The sequence below is a fragment of the Candidatus Pseudothioglobus sp. Uisw_016 genome (genome assembly GCF_048087635.1).
Classification (GTDB): Bacteria; Pseudomonadota; Gammaproteobacteria; order PS1; family Pseudothioglobaceae; genus Pseudothioglobus.
On record NZ_CP159806.1, the window covers coordinates 192,896 to 213,894 of the forward strand.

Here is a 20,999-nt window from a genome sequence, read left to right on the forward strand (position 1 = left end):
AGTTTTACTAAATCAAAAAAAGGTTTAAATTATTTATCTTCCCAAAACTCACCTTCAATAGTCTCGTCTTTGTTAGTTTTTTTTGTTTCACTAGTTCCGCCTCTATTGATAAAGACGGAATTTTTTTTACTAAAGACGCGCTCTGCATTTTTTTCTAAAAAGTGGTTTATGAAATAGCTTCTACTCCAGGGCATTAAGCCAAGCAAGCCCAGAATATCGGTAATAAAGCCAGGTGTTAATAATAAAACACCAGAAACTAAAATGACAACCCCCTCAAACATCTCTACTGCAGGAGTCCTTCCTTCAGCAATACTTTGTTGAGCCTTTGCCATCGTTGACCAGCCCTGTTGTTTAAGAAGACGAGAGCCAATAAATGCAGTAATAATCACAAGTAGTACTGTTGAAAGTCCACCAATAGCTTGACCTACAGTTACCAGAACGTAGATTTCAGCAAGAGTGACAACAACAAATATAGGAAATAACATTTAACCTCCTTTTATGTTTGTAAAAATTATGTCCCAAACCCCATGGCCTAATTTTTGACCTCGATTTTCGAATTTAGTTAAAGGCCTATTTTTTGGTCTTAAAGAATACATATGGTCACCAGCACAGTTTTTAAAGTGTGAATGTGATTCTAGCAACTCCATAATATGCTCAGCATAGTTCTCCCAGTCTGTAGCTATATGAACAACACCATCTTTTTTAAGTTTTTTGGATAGAAGGTCCAAAAAGCTTATTTGAACAATTCTACGCTTATGATGTTTCTTTTTGTGCCAAGGATCAGGAAAGAATAGCTGAAAATGTGAAATACTGTTATCTAAAATATTGTTTGTTAGAACCTCTACAGCATCATCCTTGATAATTTTGAGGTTGCTAAGTTTATTCTTATTAGCCTCATTAATAAGCCTTCCAACGCCAGCCTCATAAACCTCTATCCCTAAAAAGTTTTGATTAGGCTGATCGATTGCCATCTCAAGTAGGCTGTCACCATTTCCAAATCCAACTTCAAGTGTGACGTTATTTTTTGATAGAAAAAGTTTATTAAAATCAAGTTTTTTTTCATTAAGATCAACGCCATAATCATGCCATAGCTCATTAAGACCAATAGATTGAGCCTTAGAGATTCTTCCTGAGCGCCTTACAAAGCTCTGTATTTTTCGTAAATATTTTACTTCTGTCATAGTTGGTAATCAATGATTAGCGGAGCATGATCAGAAAAACGCTGCTCTTTATATATTTCGCATGATTTGGCAAGGCCAGCTAAATTGCTACTGACTACCTGGTAGTCAAGTCGCCAGCCTGTATTATTGGCCCATGCCTGTCCTCTATTTGACCACCAAGTGTATTGATATTCTTCTTGGTTGATTTCTCTAAAAGAGTCGATGAAGCCAACATCATCATATAGTGTATCAAGCCATTCTCTCTCTTCTGGGAGAAAGCCAGAATTTTTTTGGTTAGGTCGCCAGTTTTTTAGGTCAATTTTTTTATGCGCGATATTCCAATCACCACAGATAATGTATTTTCTGCCATCTTTTTGAAGTTTTTTTAAATGAGGCATAAAGCGGTTGGTAATAAATTCCATTTTGAATGCTTGCCTCTCTTCTTTTGATGACCCTGATGGAAGATAAATTGAGAGAACACTTAAATCTCCAAAATCAGCTTGAATAATCCTTCCTTCTGAATTCATATCTTCCCAGGGGCTATAAGAGATCTTATCTGGCTTAGTTTTGCAGTATAGTCCCGTTCCGCTATAACCCTTGCGCTCTGCACTGTGGTAATAGGTATTCATTCCTTCTGGGTAGAACTTTTCATCTAGCTGATCCTCTTGAGCTTTAATTTCTTGAAGACAAACAACATCAGCATTTTTTGTCTTGAGCCAGCTAAACAGACCTTTTCGCTCAGCAGCTCTAATACCATTAACATTAATTGTTATAATTCTCATTGCACTTATTTTAATAGTTTAGGAATAACCAATGGAACAGTATCAAAAGGATTTTGTAGATTTTACGTTAGAAACTGGGGTACTCAAGTTTGGTGAATTCACCCTTAAGTCTGGTCGAATTAGTCCTTACTTTTTTAATGCAGGGCTTTTTAATAAAGGCAGTCACTTATCTAAGTTAGGAAAGTTTTATGCTCAAGCTATTGAAGCAAGTGGCCTGGAGTTTGATGTACTTTTTGGACCTGCTTACAAAGGAATTCCATTAGCAACAGCAACAGCAATTGCCCTTAATGATAGCCTTGGAAGGAATATTCCTTATTGCTTTAATCGCAAAGAAGTCAAGGATCATGGAGAGGGAGGAAGTATCGTTGGGCATTCATTAGAGGGCGATATTCTCATCATTGATGATGTTATTACAGCTGGCACTGCAATCCGAGAAGCGCAAGATATTATCACCGCCAATGGTGCTAAAACAAAAGGAGTCATAGTTGCATTAGATCGTCAAGAAAAAGGAAATGGAGAGCTTTCAGCGATTCAAGAGGTTGAAGAAATTTTTGGAATTACAGTTCTAAGTATTATTAACTTGTCTCACATTGTTGACTATTTAAAGGGTTCAAAAGATGAAGGCACTGTTCTAAGAATTGAGCACTATAGATCTCAATATGGCATCAACTAATCCAGTTATTATGAAACGTAATATTTATTTATGTAAGTCGTTATTTCGACAGTTCAACAATAAAGGTTGAAGACTCAACACCAATAATTTTTACTGATTGTCCAGCGCTAAGATTTGAACCTTTAGCAAACCAAAGAGACTCTCCTATCTGGACTTTAGCGACTTCATCCTCGATAGATACTATCATGCATTCTTTCCCAATATGTTTCTTTGCCTTATCATGCAGCTGCTCATCTACTGTTTTTACAGGGTAGTATTTTTTTGATAATAGAGTTGCCACAACTGCAAGAACTATAAAAATCAGCAGCTGTAATAAACCAGAAACATTAGGAAGCAGAAAGAAAATTATACCAACAGTAATTGCTGATGAGCCAATCCAAAGTAGAAATACTGTCCAGACAAATAGCTCTAAAATTATTAAAGCAATGCCAAGAATCAGCCAGTGCATAAAGTTTAAATTTTCAAATAAGAATTCCATGACATAAGATTTTATATTCTTTCTTAAGTTGTATTAAATTTTTCTTTATTTTTTCTTAAATTTAGTACATAATTCGACTTGGAGGCGTTAAATGCAAACTAAAAATCCTTTAAAAAACCAAGATTTAATTGATCAATTTCATAGAGATGGATATATATTTCTTGAAAAAGCTCTTACAGAGCCTCAATTATTAGCAGTTAATAATCAATTATTATCTTGGGTTGATGAAAGCAAACTTCATTCAGAGTCTTTTGGTAAGATTAAGGATGGTAGGCCACGTTTTGATGTTGATACAAAAAGCCATAGCCCAGATACGCCGGCCTTAAGAAGAATTACATCACCAGCAGAAATATCAGATTCTTGCCTTGATGTTGTTAAAGACAATAGTGCATTAGATCTTGTTGCTGATATATTTGGGCCTAATATTAAGCACTGGACGAATAAACTAAATCTCAAATTACCCAGCTCAGGGACAGAAGTTAAGTTTCATCAAGATTTTCCTTTCGAGCCCCATTCAAACGAAGATATCATGACAGTTCTTTTTTTTCTAGACGATGTTACACTTGAAAATGGGCCACTTGAAGTTGTTCCAGGTTCACATAATGGGCCTCTTTATTCTTTGTGGCATGATGGAGTTTTTACTGGGGCGGTGGGTTCCGAAATTGAGTTAGCTAATAAAGGTGAAGCCGTAAGTTGTACTGGAAGGGCGGGCTCAGCTTGCTTGATGCACTCTAAACTATTACATGGCTCTAGTTCTAATCGAACAAAATTTCCACGATCTTTATATATTGTTAGCTATACTGCAGAAGATGCAATACCGTTAACTGAAAACCCATTGCCAAGTGACTTAGATGGAATGATAGTTAGAGGTATAAAGACCGATACAGTAAGGTGCTCAAGTTATAGTGTGGAGTTACCAGAGTACCCAAAAGAGGTTTCTTTTTTTGGGCAGCAGGATAAAACTAAGAGTTCAATGATGTAATAATTTTACTGTTCGTAATTATAATTCCTTTAGTTGAATGGCCTTATTCTAATGAAAAGTGATAATTCTATTAATCAGATTAAAAAGATTCATCTCGCTAATGATGAGCTAGTGATTGATTGGCAAGATGGCAGTCAAAGTAATCTCTATAGTCATTGGCTAAGAGATCATTGCCAAATGCCTCAATCAAGAAATGCTAATAATGGGCAGCGATTATTTAGTGTTATCAACATACCCAAAAATACCTCTATTGAAGAGGTTAAGCAGGATGAAAGAGGTGATCTACATATTCGGTTTATGCCTGAAAATTATTGGTCTATCTTTTCTCAGAACTGGCTATGGATAAACTGTTATAACCTTAATAATCATTTTGATGATAGAAGTGAAAAAAACAAACATTTGTGGCAAAAAACTAGCTTTAAAGATGGCCTGCCTAGGATCAAGTATAAAAATTTTCAAGAAACCGATAAAGGCAGGTTAGAGGTTTTGCGCGCAGTTCGAGATATGGGTTTTTGCATTATCGAAGATGCCTCTATCAAAGAAGGGCTCGTTCAATCTGTAATTTCTCAACTGGGATTTACTAGAGAGACAAATTATGGAAAATTATTTGAAGTTCGAACTGAAGTAAAACCAAATAATCTTGCTTATACTAATATTGGGCTTGGCTCCCATACTGATAATCCGTATCGAGACCCTGTTCCAACAGTACAGCTTTTACATTGCCTAGAAAGCTCAACACAGGGTGGAGAGTCAGTTTTAGTGGATGGCTTTAATGCGGCAAAAAAACTGAGAGAAGAAAGCAGTAAAAATTTTGAAAATTTAACAAATAACTGGATTAATTTTCGTTTTTCTGATGATAAAACAGATCTTAGGTCTAGAGTACCAATGATAGAAGTTAATGATAATCATGAAGTTATCAAGGTGAGATATAACAATCGATCTATCGATACAATTAACCTACCTTCAGAGAAGATTCGCCCATTTTATTTGGCATATCGGCACTGGGGAGAGGTAATAGAGAGAGATGAGTTAAAGGTTAAATTTCAGTTAGTACCTGGGGAAATAATTATATTTGACAACACTAGAGTGATGCATGCAAGGACCGCTTTTTCTGATAAAGGTAAGCGCCATTTACAGGGCGCTTATACAGATTTAGATGGCCTTTATAGCCTTCTTAATATTTTAGAAAAGCGAAATAATGACTGAGATTAATAGTGATAATATTGTAAATCATATCGAAGATGTTTTTAAGAGGCGTGGTGCTGAATCCTATTTAGGTGAAGACGTAACAATGGCCCAGCATATGCTTCAAGCTGCAGAGTGTGCTGAGCAATCTGGTGCAGATGCCAGTCTAATTGTTGCTGCACTCCTTCATGATATAGGGCACTATAAAAATGAAATACCTGAGTCAGTACTAGCCAAGGGTATGAACAATTTTCATGAAGAAGCGGGTGCTAATTTTCTAGAAGATTACTTTCCAACATCAGTTGTTGAGCCAATACGTCAACATGTTTCTGCAAAGCGCTATCTATGTTCTGTTAAGTCAGACTATTTTGAACGTCTTACACAAGCCTCAATACACACTCTTAATTTGCAAGGTGGCCCAATGAGTAAAGATGAAGTTAAAGAGTTTGAAAAAAATATTTATTTGGATGATTGCATAAAACTGCGTTACTGGGATGAGGAAGCTAAAGATCCTTCAAAGTCTCATCCACAATTTTCATACTTCAGGCCTTTAGTAGAGACATTAGTTCAATATTAGTATTTAACTTAAAAATACTCTCTATTTTTAATCGTCATATATGTCTTCATTGGGAAAGTATAATATTAGTCTAACAAATTAAATTTAACCAGTTAATGAATAACAATAAATTACTAATAATCAATGGCCCTGGGCTTTCCGATTTAAGTAACTTTAATGATTATGGTTATGAGCATCTGACCTTGGAAAAGTTGCAAAAGAAATGTTTGGAGACGTGCAAATCATTAGGCATGGAGCTAGATTTTTTTCAAACTGATGATCTGGCTTCTTTGACAAAAAAAATAGTTGAAGGAATAACAGAGTGTGATGCATTAATTATCAACCCTCTTGGGTACTCGCATGAATCAACTTTTGATTTAGATGCCTATGCTTTAAATATAAAGTCTGATACTCTTAAAAATAAACCCGTGATTGAGGTTCATATTACAAATATTTTCCATGATAATGAGGGCATCTCTGAGCCTGTAATAGTTTCAAAAAGTGGAGTCGGATTTATATGTGGACTTGGCGTTCATAGCTATGAATTAGCTATTAGATCAATTCATGAAAAACTAAACCATAATTAGATGAATATTTACGTAATCAATGGACCTAATATAAACCTTCTTGGAACGCGGGAGCCAGAAATTTATGGTAGCGAAACATTGGGCGATATTGAAAAAAAATGTATAGAACAAGGCTTAAAAGATAGCCATTCTGTTAAATTTATGCAGTCAAATTATGAGGGCGAAATAGTTGAATGGATTCAGTATGCAATCAAAGAAAAAATCCATGCTATTGTTATTAATGCAGCAGCTTACACCCACACTTCGATTGCAATTCATGACGCATTAAAATCTTTTTCAGGTTTCAAAATAGAGTTGCATATTTCCAACCCACATTTACGTGAATCTTTTCGCCATGTTTCCTATATCTCACCTGTGGTAGATGCTGTAGTTGCGGGTTTAGGTCCAAGTGGTTATAGCCATGTTATTCAATTATTAACAGAGCTAAAAAAACAATACAACGAGGCGTAGATATGCCCTAGTAGGTATTAGAAGATGGGTATTTTTTATTAAGATAAGATTCTACTGAAGTTACTATCATATGGTGCAAATGGAATAACCTCCACTGAGATCATTTCTCCTAATAAATCTAGCAACATTTGAGTCCCCAGCTCTGATTTTTCTGGATTTACAAATGCGTACGCTAGGTTGAGGTTTACTCTGTGTCCCCAATCTCCTGAAGTTATTGTTCCAATGACTTTACCATCCTCCATAAGTGAGGCTCCACCATAAGCAGGAGCGTGCTTACAAGCAACTTTGAGACATACAAGTTTTTGTTTTGGACCATTTTTAGCATGTTTTTGTAGTGCCTCTTTACCAATAAAGTTATCTTTGTTTAGGTTAACAAAGCGATCAAGACCAGTTTCAAAGGGATCAAACTCAGTTAATAAATCTGACTTCCATGCTAAAAATCCTTTTTCCATTCTCATGGACTCTACAGCTCTAGACCCAAACAGCTTCATTCCAAACCCTTTTCCTGCATTAGAGATTGTTTGATAGGCTGCATACAGAAATGCATTTGGGACATGCACTTCATAAGCAAGCTCACCTGAAAAACTTACTGACATTACGGTGGCTGGAGAAAAGCCTATGAAACATTCCCTGACACTAAGCCATGGAAAGGCCTCCTTACTCCAATCTTCACGACTACAACTAGATAGAACTTCTCTGGCATTTGGCCCTGCTAAAAGAAGAATAGTTTGGTCGTTCGTTAGACTTTTAATTTCAACCTCTTCATCGGCTTTTAAGTGTTGTTTTAGCCAATCCATGTCATGAAATTCAGATGCTGCAGCTGAGCCATACCAAATTCTTTTTGGACCTCGATCTGAGGATGGAAGATTAGAAATTGTTGCTTCACTTTTTATCATTCCAAAGTCATTAAGAAGGTAACCTAATCCAACCCGACCTATCTTGTGAGTAATATTGCCACAAAACATTCGATCAATAAAACTCTCGGCATCTGAGCCACTAATTTCAAAACGGTTAAAGCCATTAACTTCGGTGAGCCCCAGATTATTTTGGACATTTTTTACTTCATTTGCGACAATATCAAATGCTTCATCAAAGTGAAATGAAAGCGAAGGATGAAAGTCCTCAGATGGTTTTATATATTCAACACGCTCCCATCCATTAATGACTGTGAATTCTGCATTTTCTTTTGCCATTACTGGGGTAAGAGGAGTAGTTTTCGCATTACGAGCAGCTGGGCGATGCTCATGTGGAAAGTGAAAACGGAATTCGTTTTGGTAGTCTTCAATAGCCTTTAGAGAGGTCATCTCAACATTAGCATGAGTTGTAAATCTTCTAGGGTCAAGGCACCAGGTATCATAGCAAGCCTCACCATGAACAATCTGCTGAGCGAGAAGCCAGCCATGTCCACCACCTTCACCTAGTCCTGCACGAAGACCAATAATGCAAAAAGCATTCTCCTTGCCTGGAATTTTTCCAACCAGTGGAGCACCATCAATTGTGTAGGTAATTGGGCCATTAATGATGCTTCTGATTCCAGCATTCATAAGAGCTGGCATGCGCTCAAATGCCCCATCCAAAACATCAGTCACTCTCTCTAAATCATCTGGACAGAGAGCATTTACAAAGTTTGGATCAATGCCATCCATTCCCCATGTCTTACAATTTTGTTCATAAAAACCAATCAAAAGTCCACCCTTATCTTGTCGACAATAATAGTCAGATATTGGGCAACGAAGTAGGGGCATACGGTGACCTGCCTCAGCTATTTCAGGAATATCTTCTGTTAAAAAATATTGATGCTCCATCGACGCTACAGGATGATGAACTCCCATCATTGCGCCGACTTCATTGACTCTATAGCCGCAGGCATTAACAATAATATCGCAATCAATATCACCATTTTCAGTGGTTACTTTCCAAGTGCCATCTTTATATTGTTTTAGGCCAGTGACAGGGGTATTTGTATAAACTTCTGCACCAGCTTGACGAGCTTTTCGGGTTAATGCGTGACACAATTGATATGGATCTATATCTCCATCTAGTGGGTCCCATAATCCACCAATTAAATTTTTTGTTGAGATCAAAGGATGACGTCGTTGACACTCCTTTGCATCAATTACTTCAAAATCAACATCCATGCCTCGAGCCATTGAAGCGAAGTGATGGTAGCCCTGTATTTGTTCTTTTGTACTCGCAAGTCTTATTCCTCCATCACCATAATTGTAGTTGATTGGGTGATCTGGATCTTCAGATAATTCTTTGTATAATTTAATTGAATGTGTTTTTAAGCCAACCATTGTTTGGTTCATGCCAAAATTAGTAACCTGTGCTGCAGAGTGCCAAGTTGTTCCACTAGTTAGATCATTACGTTCGACAAGAACAACGTCAGACCAGCCCTCTTGAGTAAGGTGATATAAGGTGGAGCAGCCCGCAATTCCTCCCCCAATAACAACAACTTTCGTTTTTGTCTTCATATATTTATTCTCTAATAGTAAAACTCTATTGTTGAGACTGAGACATCAGCTATGAAATCTTTGCCATAGGCTACAATACCAAATCTTCTAATTTTTTTTGGATCCAAGGCTGAGTTCTTTGACCATCTTCGTTCGAATTTATTAAAGGGCAGGTCAATCATTTTCCATTCTTCATTCGCTATGAAAGTTGTAGCATAATAGTCTGATGGAGACCAGCTTTCATTGGTTCGAATGTGAATATAGTAAGTTTCCCCATTTCCTCTTACATTGAGTCGAACACCTTGAAGGTTTTTACCTTCCTTTTCAGAGTTTGCAAATGAGACCCCAGAGCGAAACTGAATAAAGCCACCATTGTTTGCCGTACTAACATTGCCTGTAAGTCTTGCATAATAGGTTTCCCCATCTTGTTCAAGTGTTACTTGACCATCGGATACCCCACCCATTACTCGATCACTAGTGTACTGCCAGTATTTACCACTATCAGCATTAAATGGGAACGATAGGTCTTCAACAGCAATCGCTTTTGAGTTAATAGTAATCATAGCTATTAAGGATAAAAAATAACTTATTTTTGAAATTTTTAATGAATTTATGAACATATAAGATAATAGTCAGATCATATAAAAACTATATTATATGGGGATTTAATACTTATTTTTTTCTAAATACTGTGATAATTACTTGGTCACTTCCATGGTCTTTATCTGGATTATTTCCATAAACATCTACTTTATGGAAAATTGGCTTAGTAATATTTTTTTTAATTTCTATAAATTTTTTATCAAAACCAGCCTTTTTAAATAACTTATAGTGAATCGTAAAAACAAAAAGACCACCAGAGCGAGTAACCCTTAAAAGCTCATCTAATACATTTGGTCCAACATGTCCATGAGTAAAAGTTCCTGCACTTATAATTGCTCCATAATGATTATCATTTATCAATAATCTTTTCGTTAAGTCTGCCTCGATTATTTTGGAATAACAATTTTTTGCTCTAGCAATTTCTAGCATTTCAGGAGAAATATCAATAGCATCTACTTTTTTTGAATTCAGATTTAAGCACTCTCCAATTAGCCCTGTTCCTGCACCAACATCAAGAATAGGGGTATCCTCATTATTAGAATATTTAGCAAAATATTTGGCTATTTCTATTGGAGAGCGGTAGTCATTTTGCTTGGCAAAATCATCATCATATGAAGATGCCCAAGTTTTATATAAATTTATAGAATCCTCAGGAGTCTTTAATGAATACGCATCTTTTAAACCCTTTTTTTCAGTCATGTTCAGCCTTGCATGCTAGTTCAAATCCTATGAAATCCTTGCGACTATTTTCCAACAAAACCCATTTTCATTTTTGCCAAAGCGGATTATGCTTGAAATTCTAAGTATAACTTCAAGATAAGAACGCTACCCAGTGATTATCTTCATCAAGATAAAAACCAGTTATTTTTTTCTTACTAGCCTTATAAGTCAATTAAAGCAACCACTCAAATGTTTCTGAGTCACTGAATTTAAGATATCTTTTGACACCAAAATTGGTACATTCCATAAAAGGAGTGTGGATTAGCCTTTTCATATAAATGCCACTTATCTAAATTGTAAGGATCATCTATTCCAGTGTTTTTAAGCTTGAAATCCCAAACTATCTCATTTGTTTCAAAACCACAAAACTTTAAATCTAATTTAGATAGACAGTCTTTTATTTGAGGTATGGTAAACCGATGTTCTTGAACATGAAAAAGAAGGTCTCGCAACTCACTTAGACTGAAAAAATCAATTGTCGATTGCGTCCTTTTATGATGTTCTTCATTTGAATTAATTAAATCACTCCTAAAGGATTTTATTGCAGCAGTACTTGCTCCAATGCCAGTTAATTTAATTTCTTTTCGTATCTTTAAAATATGCTGCCTAGCTAATTCACTATATAGACCAATTCTCATTAAGCCACCTGGTTTGAGGCAATCTGTCAGAATTTTCCACCCAGCCATGGGTTTATCCATATGATGCAGAACACCAGAGCTTTCAATTATGTCAAATTTTCTATTTAATTTATCCAAGTCTAAAATATCAGCTTGCATGTAATCTATATTTTGAAAGCCCAGTTCTCTCGTCTTTCGTTCTGCGTATGACAAGCTAGATAAACTTAAATCTATAGCAAGAACTTTAGCATTTTTAAATCTTGCTGCGGTGCTAATCGAATGCTGTCCAGTTCCACAGCCAGCTACCAAAATATTTGGAGCGTCAACAACATTAATTACTTTATCAAAGAGCCTTAGCTTTTGCTCTTTGATTGCTTTAGAAATTGGAGCAGGGTTTAAAACCAATCCCGTATTAACCCACCTTGGATAAGGATTTTCTTCATATTGCTGACTAACTTTTGTGGATACTTTGTTAGTAATTTCTTGTAAAACTAGAATATTAGATTTAAGGAGAGTTTCTTGCTGTGGTTCAAAAATTTGACGCGTAACTACTTCTTCAATCGTAGAATTCAAGTTGAGCAAGTCACACCATTGATACTGATGCAAGGGTTTATAGGCAGCCAGACATAGAACCAACTGGGGTCTTGGCTGTTTTTCTTTTAAAAAAATCTCTCTAACTTCGATTTCTAAAGCCTCAAGAGCCCTAGTTTCTTCATCATTTTGGTTATAAACATACTCATTTGTGAAACATTGCAATGCTAATACTGATTGAAATTGTAAGACTTCTGGAGAGTTTTCGATGTGAGTGACGGTTGTCAATAAGGTGAATCGGATATCAGTAAAAACAGCTTCTAGTTCTAAATCAGGAAGAGGGCAAACTCTCATTAATTTAAATAAAAGGGGAAATTTAGATAAACTTGAAATAAGCTCATCAACTGATTGCTTTTTCTCACTTAAAAAATGCTTTTCAAAAAGTTGCTTCATAATTGGCTCAAATTTCAAAAGATTAATTGAAGCCTGGGATACATCTATTGGTCTGACGTAATTTTTTCGGTCAATTATTGAGCTAATTATTTCCTGCAAACCAGAAATTGGTTTAGCAAGCATTACTCCCTTTAGGGCAACTCCCATATTGAAATAAGCCTCAGCAGAGTCAGGCTTTATCTCTAGTGCCTTTTTGTAGCTTTCTATTGCTAACTCTAAATCCCCATTCTCATTTAAAGCAATACCCATATTATTATGAGCATCAGCATAGTCAGGCCTTATCTTTAGTGCTTTTTTGTAGCTCTCTATCGCCGCCTTTGATTCTCCTTTCTCATTTAAAGCAATGCCCATATTGTTATAGGCATCAGGATGGTTAGGATTTATCTTCAGTGCATTTTTAAAGCAGTCTATTGCTTCAATTGAATCACCCATCTCATTGAAGGCAATACCCATATTATTATTGGCATCAGCATAGTCAGGTTGAATCTCTAGCGCCTTTTTATAACTTTCTATTGCAGCATCAAATTGCATTAATGCTGCATTGGAAGCACCAATAATATTAAATAGGATGATTGAATTTGGAAACTTCTTCAACATTTGACTTGACTCAGATAGGGTTTGTTTATATCTTTTTTGAGTAAAAAGATTAACAATTGGCTGTAATTGTTGTGAGGAAGGATTTTGATTTTTCATAATTCAATTATATTTTAATTAGAACCTAATTAAAGTGCGAATCCTCTCTGATTTTGAGTAACGTTAGACGTATACATTTTTTGTATCAAGTTATATAAAAATTTACTTAAAACGTCATTAATGAGAGGAGTCTATTAGAATATATTGGCGTAAAGTCGCTTATTTAAAAAAGGATGCTTTAGAAGAGGGGTTTGAATGGTGGAGGGACAGGGATTCGAACCCTGGAAGGGGATTAACCCTTGCTGGTTTTCAAGACCAGTGCATTCGACCACTCTGCCATCCCTCCAGAAGGTGGGTATGATACAGTTTTTATCAATAAAGTAAATCAAATTTATATAAAAAAACCGCAAATTTTTGCGTATAATTTCCCTTTTTTAGAATTTTGTTAAGGTAGTCGTTATGGCAAAAGTATGTCAAGTAACTGGTAAGCGACCAATAAGTGGAAATAACGTTTCGCATGCTAACAATAGAACGCGTCGTCGTTTTTATCCAAATCTTCACACACACCGTTTTTGGGTCGAAGCCGAAAACCGTTTTGTTAAGTTAAAGCTATGTGCTAGGGGTCTCCGAATCATTGATAAGAAGGGGATCGATGAAGTTTTAGCAGAAATCCGTGGACGTGGCGAAAAGGTATAGGGAGTAACTTATGAGAGAAAAAATTAAATTAGTATCTTCAGCAGAAACAGGTCATTTTTATACGACTACTAAAAATAAGCGTATTCATCCTGAAAAGGTAGAAGTTAAGAAGTTTGATCCCGTGGTAAGAAAGCACGTGATGTATAAAGAAGCTAAGATTAAGTAATTCTTTATAAAATACTAGTAAAAAAGCCGCTTTTTAGCGGCTTTTTTAACGTCTAATCTATTTAGCTTTGAAGGATATTTTCAAGTGGGACCTTTGAAGCTGATTTTTGGTAGTCAGCAATCTTATCAAAGTTTAGGTATTGATAGATTTCACCAGACATAGGCTCTATATCTTTCATTAAAGATAGATATTCTTCAGGAGTTGGAATATAACCTAGTTTTGCTGATATTGCAGCAACCTCAGCAGAGGCTAAGAAAACATTACTATTATCACCGAGTCGATTTGGAAAGTTTCTTGTTGAGGTTGAAACGACTGAAGCGCCTTCTTCTACTCTTGCCTGGTTTCCCATGCAAAGTGAGCATCCAGGAACTTCGGTTCGATCTGTTAACCTTTCAAATGTTTCATAAATGCCTTCAGCCCTTAGTTGTTTTTCATCCATTCGTGTTGGAGGGACTACCCATAAGACTGTATTTAACTCAGTTTTATCTTTTAGTAGCTGAGCTGCAGCTCTAAAGTGTCCAATATTAGTCATACAAGAGCCAATAAAAACCTCATCAATTGAAGTTTTGGCAACCGATGAAAGAAGTCTGACATCATCTGGATCATTAGGACAAGCTAGAATTGGTTCTTTTATTTCGTCTAGATTTATTTCAATTACTTCAGCATACTCACAGTCTTTATCGGCCTTAAGAAGCTCCGGATTATCAAGCCATTTTTTCATATCTTGGATTCTTTTGGCAATGGTTTTTTTATCATCGTAACCAGCATCAATCATTGAGCCTAGAAGAGTAATATTTGAAGTTAGGTATTCTGCGATTGGCTCCTTGTTAAGCTGAACAGTGCAGCCATTTGCAGATCTTTCAGCAGTAGCATCAGCAAGTTCAAATGCTTGTTCAACTTTAAGATCTCCTAGCCCTTCAATTTCTAAGACACGACCAGAAAATACATTCTTTTTATTAGATTTATCTACAGTGAGCAGACCTTTTTGAATTGCAACATAAGGTATGGCATTGACTAGGTCTCTTAAGGTGATTCCAGGCTGCATATTTCCTTTAAATCGAACTAAAACCGACTCTGGCATATCTAGTGGCAAAACTCCAATTGAAGCTCCAAAAGCAACTAATCCAGAGCCCGCGGGAAAGCTTATACCAATTGGGAAGCGTGTGTGTGAATCTCCACCAGTTCCGACAGAGTCTGGCAAAAGCATACGGTTTAGCCAAGAGTGAATAATACCATCTCCTGGTTTTAGCGAAACTCCACCTCGAGAATGCATAAAATCTGGAAGAGTGTGCTGAAGCTCAAGGTCGATAGGTTTAGGATAGGCTGCTGTATGGCAGAAACTTTGCATTACAAGGTCTGCAGAAAAACCTAAACAAGCTAACTCTTTTAATTCATCACGAGTCATAGCGCCAGTAGTGTCCTGAGAGCCAACAGTGCTCATTCGAGGTTCACAATAAGTCCCTGGCCTAATGCCCTTAACTCCGCAAGCCTTGCCTACAATTTTTTGAGCTAAAGTAAATCCTGCAGAGCTATTTTTTGGGTCAACTGGACGCAGAAAAACATCACTTACATTTAAGCCAAGCTCAGATCTTGTTTTGTCAGTAAGTCCTCGTCCAATAATAAGGGGAATTCTTCCTCCTGCACGGACTTCATCTGGCATTGTGCTGGGCGACAGGTTAAAAGTTGAGACCGTATAACCTGATGCATCTTTAATAATTCCTTCATAAGGATAAATTGTAATTTCATCACCCATTTGAAGCTTCGAAACGTCACATTCAATCGGAAGTGCTCCAGAATCCTCTGCGGTATTAAAAAATATTGGTGCAATTTTCCCTCCTAGAACTATGCCGCCACTATTTTTATTAGGGATGAAGTCTATGGACTTACCCATATGCCATAAAACTGAATTAATTGCAGATTTACGCGAAGATCCCGTTCCAACTACGTCACCAACATAGGCTAAAGGAAGTCCTTTTTCTTTAAGCTGCTCAATTTTTTCAAGCGGCTTATCCATTTTTTTGATAAGCATTGCTTTTGCATGAAGAGGAATATCAGGGCGAGACCAAGCTTCAGTAGCTGGCGAGAGATCATCTGTATTTGTTTCACCATCTACGCGAAAAACTACCGCTTTAATACTTTCAGGAAGAGGCTCTTTCGACTTAAACCAGTCAGCTGAGGCCCAAGAGTCAACTATTTTTTTAGCATGTTCGTTGCGAGTTGATTTTTCTACAATACTCTGGTGTGCTTCATAGATAAGGATGGTGTGAGAAAGTGCTTTGCATGCTTCCTCAGCAGTTTCATCAATATCAAGTAAGTCAATTAATGAAGTAATGCTGTATCCACCAAGCATTGTTCCTAATAAAAATGTGGCATATTTTTGTGAAATAGCCTTACAAGACTCATCACCTTTGGCAATACTGGTTAAAAATCCAGCCTTTACATAGGCCGCCTCATCAACGCCAGGCGGAATTCTATGTGTTAATAAATCTAGATAAAAGTCATCATCTGACCCTGAAATGAGGCCTTCAACTACTGACTTGGTTTGTTTTGCATTAAGTACTAGGGGAGGAAGGTTTTCTGATTTTCTTTCATCGCAATGCTTTAAGTAGGCTTCTTTCATAATAATACTGACTATTAGGTGTTTAAATAAAAGAGTATAATTTTATCCTTTTTAATATGAAAGCTTAAATTTTTTAAAGCAATAGTTCGTATTATGACATTTGATAACCTCACTTCCATTTCACCCATTGACGGTCGTTACAGCGATAAAACAAGCCCACTTAAAGCAATTTTTAGTGAATTTGGGTTAATAAAGTATAGACTTCTTGTTGAGGTGCGATGGTTAGAAGCAATGTCAAACAACCCTCATATTTCAGAAGTTCCAAAATTTAGCCCTCAATCTAATGCAGCTCTTATGGCTATTGCAGATAACTTTTCATTAGAAGATGCTAAATCAATAAAAGAAATTGAAAGAACCACTAATCATGATGTTAAGGCTGTTGAATACTTCCTTAAAGAAAAAGTCTCCTTAATCCCTGAGCTTCAAAAAGTAAGTGAATTTATTCACTTTGCCTGCACTTCAGAAGATATAAATAATCTGTCGCATGCACTAATGCTAGAAAATGGAAGGCTTGTCCTTCTTGAAGAAATGAATGCCACGCTAAGTTTAATAACAAAACTAGCAAAAGATAATGCAGAAGTTGCAATGCTTTCTAGAACCCATGGTCAAGCCGCATCACCAACCACTCTTGGTAAAGAGATGGCAAATTTTTCTTATCGACTAAGCAGGCAAATTGACCAGCTTAGTGCAGTTCAGATAATGGGCAAGTTTAATGGCGCTGTTGGAAATTTTAATGCCCATATAAGCGCGTACCCAGAAATTGATTGGCAAAATGTTTCAAAGGACTTTATTGAAAAGCTCGGTATAAATTTTGCGCCTTATAGTTCTCAAATTGAGTCGCATGACTATATTGCTGAGTATTTTCATGCATTAAATCGCTTTAATACAATTCTAATTGACTTTTGTCGCGATATCTGGGGCTACATTTCGTTAGGCTACTTCACTCAGAAAACAATTGAGGGAGAGATAGGTTCATCGACTATGCCGCATAAAGTTAATCCAATTGATTTTGAGAATGCTGAAGGAAATCTAGGTTTAGCTATTGCAGTTGGTGATCACTTTGCAACAAAACTTCCAATTTCAAGGTGGCAGAGAGATTTAACAGACTCTACTGTATTAAGAAATTTAGGTGTTAGCTGTGCCCATAGTTTAATTTCATATGCATCGATATGTAAGGGCATTGGAAAGTTAGAAATTAACGAGAGCAAGATAACTGAGGACTTGGATAAAGCTTGGGAAGTTTTAGCGGAGCCAATTCAAACAGTTATGCGAAGGTATGGTGTTGAAAATCCTTATGAAAAACTTAAGGACTTGACTCGCGGCAAGCAAATTGATTCCAAAATAATAGATGACTTTATAAATACATTGGAAATCCCCGCAGAGGCTAAAGAAGAGCTTCGTAAGCTAACCCCAATGAATTATATTGGTAATGCGATTAATTTGGCACGTGACATTTAAAACTGATATAATTTCTCGCCTTAATATTTCAACAATCTAAAAGGAGCAAAAAACCCATGGTTAAGATTAGACTAGCCCGAGGTGGAGCCAAGAAAAACCCTTTTTATTCGATTGTAGCAACTGACTCTAGAAAGAGAAGAGATAGTGGTTACATTGAGCGTATTGGATTCTTTAATCCAGTTGCTCGCGGACAAGAAGTCAGGCTTCAACTAGAAGAAGACAGACTGTCACATTGGATTTCACAAGGCGCACAGATTTCTGATCGCGTAAAACAGCTTGTGAAAGAATACAGAGATCCTTCAATTCGTGAAAAACAATTAGCCAAACATGCAGCTAAAGCTGATGATAAAGCTAAAAAAATTGCTGCTGAAGAAAAAGCTAAAGCAGATTCAGAGGCTAAAGAAGCGGCAGAAGCTGCTTCAGCAGCAGCTAAAGCCGCAGCAGAAGCTCCAGTAGAAGAAGCCGCAGCAGAAGCTCCAGTAGAAGAAGCCGCAGCAGAAGCTCCAGTAGAAGAAGCCGCAGCAGAAGCTCCAGTAGAAGAAGCCGCAGCAGAAGCTCCAGTAGAAGAAGCCGCAGCAGAAGCTCCAGTAGAAGAAGCCGCAGCAGAAGCTCCAGTAGAAGAAGCCGCAGCAGAAGCTCCAGTAGAAGAAGCCGCAGCAGAAGCTCCAGTAGAAGAAGCCGCAGCAGAAGCTCCAGCAGCTGAAGAGAAGCCTGCAGAAAAATAATTTGGTGTCAAAAGCGCCTAATTTAGATGATAAAAAGCTATTAGTCGGAAAGATTAATGGCTTTTTTGGTTTACAGGGCTGGGTTAAACTCTTGTCTTATACTGAACCTAGAAAAAATATTCTAAGCTATCAACCATGGTACTTCTTGAGTGACGGTGTCTATGAAAAAATTGAGGTAACGAATGGCCGCGAGCAGTCCAAAACCATTGTTGCCCATATTAAGGATGTTGATAATCGAGAACAGTCTCAGGTATTTATTGGTAAAGATATATATATCGATAAAGAACAACTGCCTAAGCTAGTTCCAGGTGAGCATTATTGGTATGAAATGATTGGTTTTGAGGTAATTAACCAGCACAATGAAAAATTAGGCGTAGTTGATTACTTTGTTGAGACAGGATCAAACAATGTTCTGGTCACCAAAGGCAAAAAAGAATATTGGATTCCCTATATTGAGCCATTTTTAATTTCTACTAATCCAGAAACTAAGCAAATTATTGTTGATTGGGATGAAGATTTTTAATATAGTGTAATTTTCATAAGTTTAATTAAAAATCTCTTGTCTGACTGTTTTAGTTTGGTAGACTTAAATTTTAAATACTAAACTTCAGAAACATATTTCATGAGCTGGATAACAAAACTCTTTCCATTTTTGTTATGGATTAAAGATTTAAGCAATCCCAAAACTTTGAAAGCGGATATTTTAGCCGGCCTTACTGTTGGTTTTGTAATCGTTCCTCAATCAATGGCATACGCACAGTTAGCTGGATTAGGCCCTCAATATGGCCTTTATGCTGCATTTTTGCCAGTCTTAGTTGCTGCAGTTATGGGGTCATCCAGGCAGCTGTCTACAGGTCCAGTTGCGGTTGTATCTTTGTTAACGGCGGCCGCACTTGGGGAAATAGTTACAGATCCATCGAGCTACGCAGTTTATGCAGCATTACTGGCGCTAATTGTAGGAATATTTCAGTTTTTATTAGGCGTTCTTAGGCTAGGTTTTGTAGTTAATTTTTTGTCACACCCTGTAGTAACTGGATTTACAAGTGCAGCTGCAATTATTATTGGAGCATCTCAGCTACCTAAAGTTTTTGGTATAAGGGTTATAAGTTCAAATGATTCGGATTGGGTAAGTGCTTGCCAAGCACTTTCTATTCCTGAAAGAGTTGAGAGTGGAGATGTTGGAGGCCTTCATACGATTTGTAACGCAGACCAAAGCTATGAAACTATTGCAAGACTTCTTGAAGCCGCATTTTATTTCACCCATCTTCCTACATTAGCTATGGCGTTAATGGGCGTAGTTGGAATTTTAATATTGCAGCGTTTTTTCCCTAGACTGCCTGCGATTCTTACGGTAGCTGTTCTGTCAACAGCAGCTTCATTCTTGATTGATTATCAAGGGATGGGAGGGGCCATTGTAAATTCAATAAACATAAATGGTTTGTTTAGTTTTAAGATACCGCGATTCGACTTTAATGTTATGGGAACATTATTTGTCTATGCAATTACAATCTCATTAATTGGCTTTATGGAGGCAATATCGGTTGCTAAGTCTATGGCAGCTTCGACGAAGCAGCGCCTAGATGTGAATCAGGAACTTATAGGTCAAGGACTATCAAATGTTACTGCAAGCTTCTTTCAGGGTTACCCTGTCTCAGGTTCTTTTTCGCGTTCAGCGGTTAATTTAACTGCAGGTGCAGTTACTGGCTTCTCATCCGTAGTAACAGCAGCTATTGTTGGTATAACTATTCTTTGGCTGACGCCCTTGCTTTATCATCTTCCCCTCGCTACTCTTGCTGCTATTATTTTAATGTCAGTAGCAAGTTTGATTCATTTTGCTCCGCTTAAGCATGCATGGAAGGTTGAGAAGCATGATGGACTGGTTGGCTTATTAACGTTTGTGATGACTCTAGTTTTTGCACCGAATTTAGAAAACGGTATCGCTTTTGGGGTGATTATGTCTCTAGGGTTATTTTTATATAGAACTATGGAGCCAAATTTTTCTGAATTATCAGTTGAACACGGCTCGATTATTGCCTCAAGGTTTGCGGATGACTCAAATGAAGCTAGCAATGTTGTTAAAGTTGCAAAATGGAGTGGTTCGCTTTATTTTGCTAATGCAGCATATTTTGAAACTAAGTTGCTTGAATTAATTGCTAAAAATAATGAAGAATTAAAATACATTATTGTTGATGTGGCTTCAATTGTTCAGGTTGATGCAAGTGGTGAGCAAGTTTTATCTGGCTTAGTTGAAACATGTTCAAATTCAGGAGTTGAAATTCTTTTTGCTAGAACTGAAAGATTAGAAGCAGAGTTGTTTCGCTCTGGCTTCAAAAAGCGATTTGGCGATAATCGATTTTTTGATTTAAGAGCGGATGCCTTGAAATATGTTTGGCAAGAGCTAGAAGATAGTAATAATGAGGTTGAGCAACAATAAGTGTTTTTACTTTAGCTAAATTTTCAATATTAGATTC

At 36.8% G+C, this 20,999-nt stretch carries 21 protein-coding genes and 1 tRNA gene; 12 read left to right on the forward strand and 10 right to left on the reverse strand.

What is annotated here, in order from left to right; genetic code table 11:
- Positions 1-29: 29 nt before the first annotated feature.
- The 3 genes from ABXT69_RS00925 to ABXT69_RS00935 are packed head-to-tail and all read right to left on the reverse strand — an operon-like array spanning position 30 to position 1,942.
- Positions 30-485 (reverse strand): FxsA family protein, encoded by a 456-nt coding sequence (locus ABXT69_RS00925; protein ID WP_416678337.1) that lies wholly within the window; start codon positions 483-485, stop codon positions 30-32.
- Positions 486-1,181 carry a tRNA (guanosine(46)-N7)-methyltransferase TrmB gene (gene trmB / locus ABXT69_RS00930; RefSeq protein WP_416678339.1) on the reverse strand — a complete coding sequence of 232 codons (696 nt, stop codon included), beginning with the start codon at positions 1,179-1,181 and terminating at the stop codon, positions 486-488. It lies immediately after the preceding gene.
- On the reverse strand, positions 1,178-1,942 hold the full coding sequence (locus ABXT69_RS00935) for an exodeoxyribonuclease III (RefSeq protein WP_416678341.1): 765 nt from the start codon (positions 1,940-1,942) through the stop codon (positions 1,178-1,180). The genes trmB and ABXT69_RS00935 overlap by 4 nt, the downstream gene beginning before the upstream one ends.
- A 31-nt stretch (positions 1,943-1,973) precedes the next feature.
- Here ABXT69_RS00935 and pyrE point away from each other — a divergent pair, with 31 nt between their 5' ends.
- Positions 1,974-2,615, forward strand: a complete 642-nt coding sequence (gene pyrE / locus ABXT69_RS00940; protein WP_416678343.1) for an orotate phosphoribosyltransferase — start codon at positions 1,974-1,976, stop codon at positions 2,613-2,615.
- 40 nt (positions 2,616-2,655) lie between these two features.
- On the opposite strand, the gene ABXT69_RS00945 is transcribed toward pyrE, so the two are convergent.
- Positions 2,656-3,093, reverse strand: coding sequence for an NfeD family protein (locus ABXT69_RS00945; protein WP_416678345.1), 438 nt, complete (start codon positions 3,091-3,093; stop codon positions 2,656-2,658).
- Between the two features lie 91 nt (positions 3,094-3,184).
- Between ABXT69_RS00945 and ABXT69_RS00950 the strand changes: the two genes are divergently transcribed.
- The 5 genes from ABXT69_RS00950 to ABXT69_RS00970 all read left to right on the forward strand — a co-directional run bounded on the left by ABXT69_RS00950 (position 3,185) and on the right by ABXT69_RS00970 (position 6,853).
- Positions 3,185-4,075, forward strand: coding sequence for a phytanoyl-CoA dioxygenase family protein (locus ABXT69_RS00950; protein ID WP_416678347.1), 891 nt, complete (start codon positions 3,185-3,187; stop codon positions 4,073-4,075).
- A 51-nt stretch (positions 4,076-4,126) separates the two neighbouring features.
- Positions 4,127-5,281, forward strand: a complete 1,155-nt coding sequence (locus ABXT69_RS00955; protein ID WP_416678349.1) for a gamma-butyrobetaine dioxygenase — start codon at positions 4,127-4,129, stop codon at positions 5,279-5,281.
- On the forward strand, positions 5,274-5,837 hold the full coding sequence (locus ABXT69_RS00960; protein WP_416678351.1) for an HD domain-containing protein: 564 nt from the start codon (positions 5,274-5,276) through the stop codon (positions 5,835-5,837). The genes ABXT69_RS00955 and ABXT69_RS00960 overlap by 8 nt, the downstream gene beginning before the upstream one ends.
- A 95-nt stretch (positions 5,838-5,932) precedes the next feature.
- On the forward strand, positions 5,933-6,403 hold the full coding sequence (locus ABXT69_RS00965; protein ID WP_416678354.1) for a type II 3-dehydroquinate dehydratase: 471 nt from the start codon (positions 5,933-5,935) through the stop codon (positions 6,401-6,403).
- A complete protein-coding gene (locus tag ABXT69_RS00970; RefSeq protein WP_416678356.1) occupies positions 6,404-6,853 on the forward strand; it encodes a type II 3-dehydroquinate dehydratase in 450 nt (149 codons plus the stop codon).
- Between the two features lie 38 nt (positions 6,854-6,891).
- On the opposite strand, the gene ABXT69_RS00975 is transcribed toward ABXT69_RS00970, so the two are convergent.
- The 5 genes from ABXT69_RS00975 to ABXT69_RS00995 all read right to left on the reverse strand — a co-directional run bounded on the left by ABXT69_RS00975 (position 6,892) and on the right by ABXT69_RS00995 (position 13,209).
- Entirely contained in the window at positions 6,892-9,327 is a 2,436-nt protein-coding gene (locus ABXT69_RS00975; RefSeq protein ID WP_416678358.1) for a GcvT family protein, read from the reverse strand.
- An 11-nt stretch (positions 9,328-9,338) separates the two neighbouring features.
- Positions 9,339-9,926 (reverse strand): CIA30 family protein, encoded by a 588-nt coding sequence (locus ABXT69_RS00980; protein WP_416678361.1) that lies wholly within the window; start codon positions 9,924-9,926, stop codon positions 9,339-9,341.
- 52 nt (positions 9,927-9,978) lie between these two features.
- Complete coding sequence (locus tag ABXT69_RS00985) at positions 9,979-10,608, reverse strand: class I SAM-dependent DNA methyltransferase (RefSeq protein WP_416678363.1); 630 nt, start codon at positions 10,606-10,608, stop codon at positions 9,979-9,981.
- A 230-nt stretch (positions 10,609-10,838) separates the two neighbouring features.
- Positions 10,839-12,923: a tetratricopeptide repeat protein gene (locus ABXT69_RS00990; protein WP_416678365.1), complete on the reverse strand. Its 2,085-nt coding sequence runs from the start codon at positions 12,921-12,923 to the stop codon at positions 10,839-10,841.
- Positions 12,924-13,119: 196 nt separating this feature from the next.
- Positions 13,120-13,209 (reverse strand) — tRNA-Ser (locus ABXT69_RS00995).
- 113 nt (positions 13,210-13,322) lie between these two features.
- Here ABXT69_RS00995 and rpmB point away from each other — a divergent pair.
- Together rpmB and rpmG are read left to right on the forward strand one after the other, a co-directional pair.
- Complete coding sequence (gene rpmB / locus ABXT69_RS01000; RefSeq protein ID WP_271556916.1) at positions 13,323-13,559, forward strand: 50S ribosomal protein L28; 237 nt, start codon at positions 13,323-13,325, stop codon at positions 13,557-13,559.
- A 10-nt stretch (positions 13,560-13,569) separates the two neighbouring features.
- Positions 13,570-13,725: a 50S ribosomal protein L33 gene (gene rpmG / locus ABXT69_RS01005; protein WP_271556915.1), complete on the forward strand. Its 156-nt coding sequence runs from the start codon at positions 13,570-13,572 to the stop codon at positions 13,723-13,725.
- A 61-nt stretch (positions 13,726-13,786) separates the two neighbouring features.
- Here rpmG and acnB read toward each other — a convergent pair whose 3' ends face one another.
- The gene (acnB, locus tag ABXT69_RS01010; protein ID WP_416678368.1) at positions 13,787-16,345 is read right to left on the reverse strand and encodes a bifunctional aconitate hydratase 2/2-methylisocitrate dehydratase; all 2,559 of its coding nucleotides are present in this window, start codon (positions 16,343-16,345) and stop codon (positions 13,787-13,789) included.
- Positions 16,346-16,438: 93 nt separating this feature from the next.
- Here acnB and purB point away from each other — a divergent pair, with 93 nt between their 5' ends.
- The 4 genes from purB to ABXT69_RS01030 all read left to right on the forward strand — a co-directional run bounded on the left by purB (position 16,439) and on the right by ABXT69_RS01030 (position 20,962).
- Entirely contained in the window at positions 16,439-17,803 is a 1,365-nt protein-coding gene (gene purB, locus ABXT69_RS01015; RefSeq protein ID WP_416678369.1) for an adenylosuccinate lyase, read from the forward strand.
- Between the two features lie 56 nt (positions 17,804-17,859).
- Complete coding sequence (rpsP, locus tag ABXT69_RS01020; RefSeq protein WP_416678371.1) at positions 17,860-18,528, forward strand: 30S ribosomal protein S16; 669 nt, start codon at positions 17,860-17,862, stop codon at positions 18,526-18,528.
- A gap of 4 nt (positions 18,529-18,532) precedes the next feature.
- Complete coding sequence (gene rimM / locus ABXT69_RS01025) at positions 18,533-19,051, forward strand: ribosome maturation factor RimM (protein WP_416678372.1); 519 nt, start codon at positions 18,533-18,535, stop codon at positions 19,049-19,051.
- A 99-nt stretch (positions 19,052-19,150) separates the two neighbouring features.
- Positions 19,151-20,962, forward strand: coding sequence for a SulP family inorganic anion transporter (locus ABXT69_RS01030; protein ID WP_416678374.1), 1,812 nt, complete (start codon positions 19,151-19,153; stop codon positions 20,960-20,962).
- Positions 20,963-20,999: the final 37 nt, after the last annotated feature.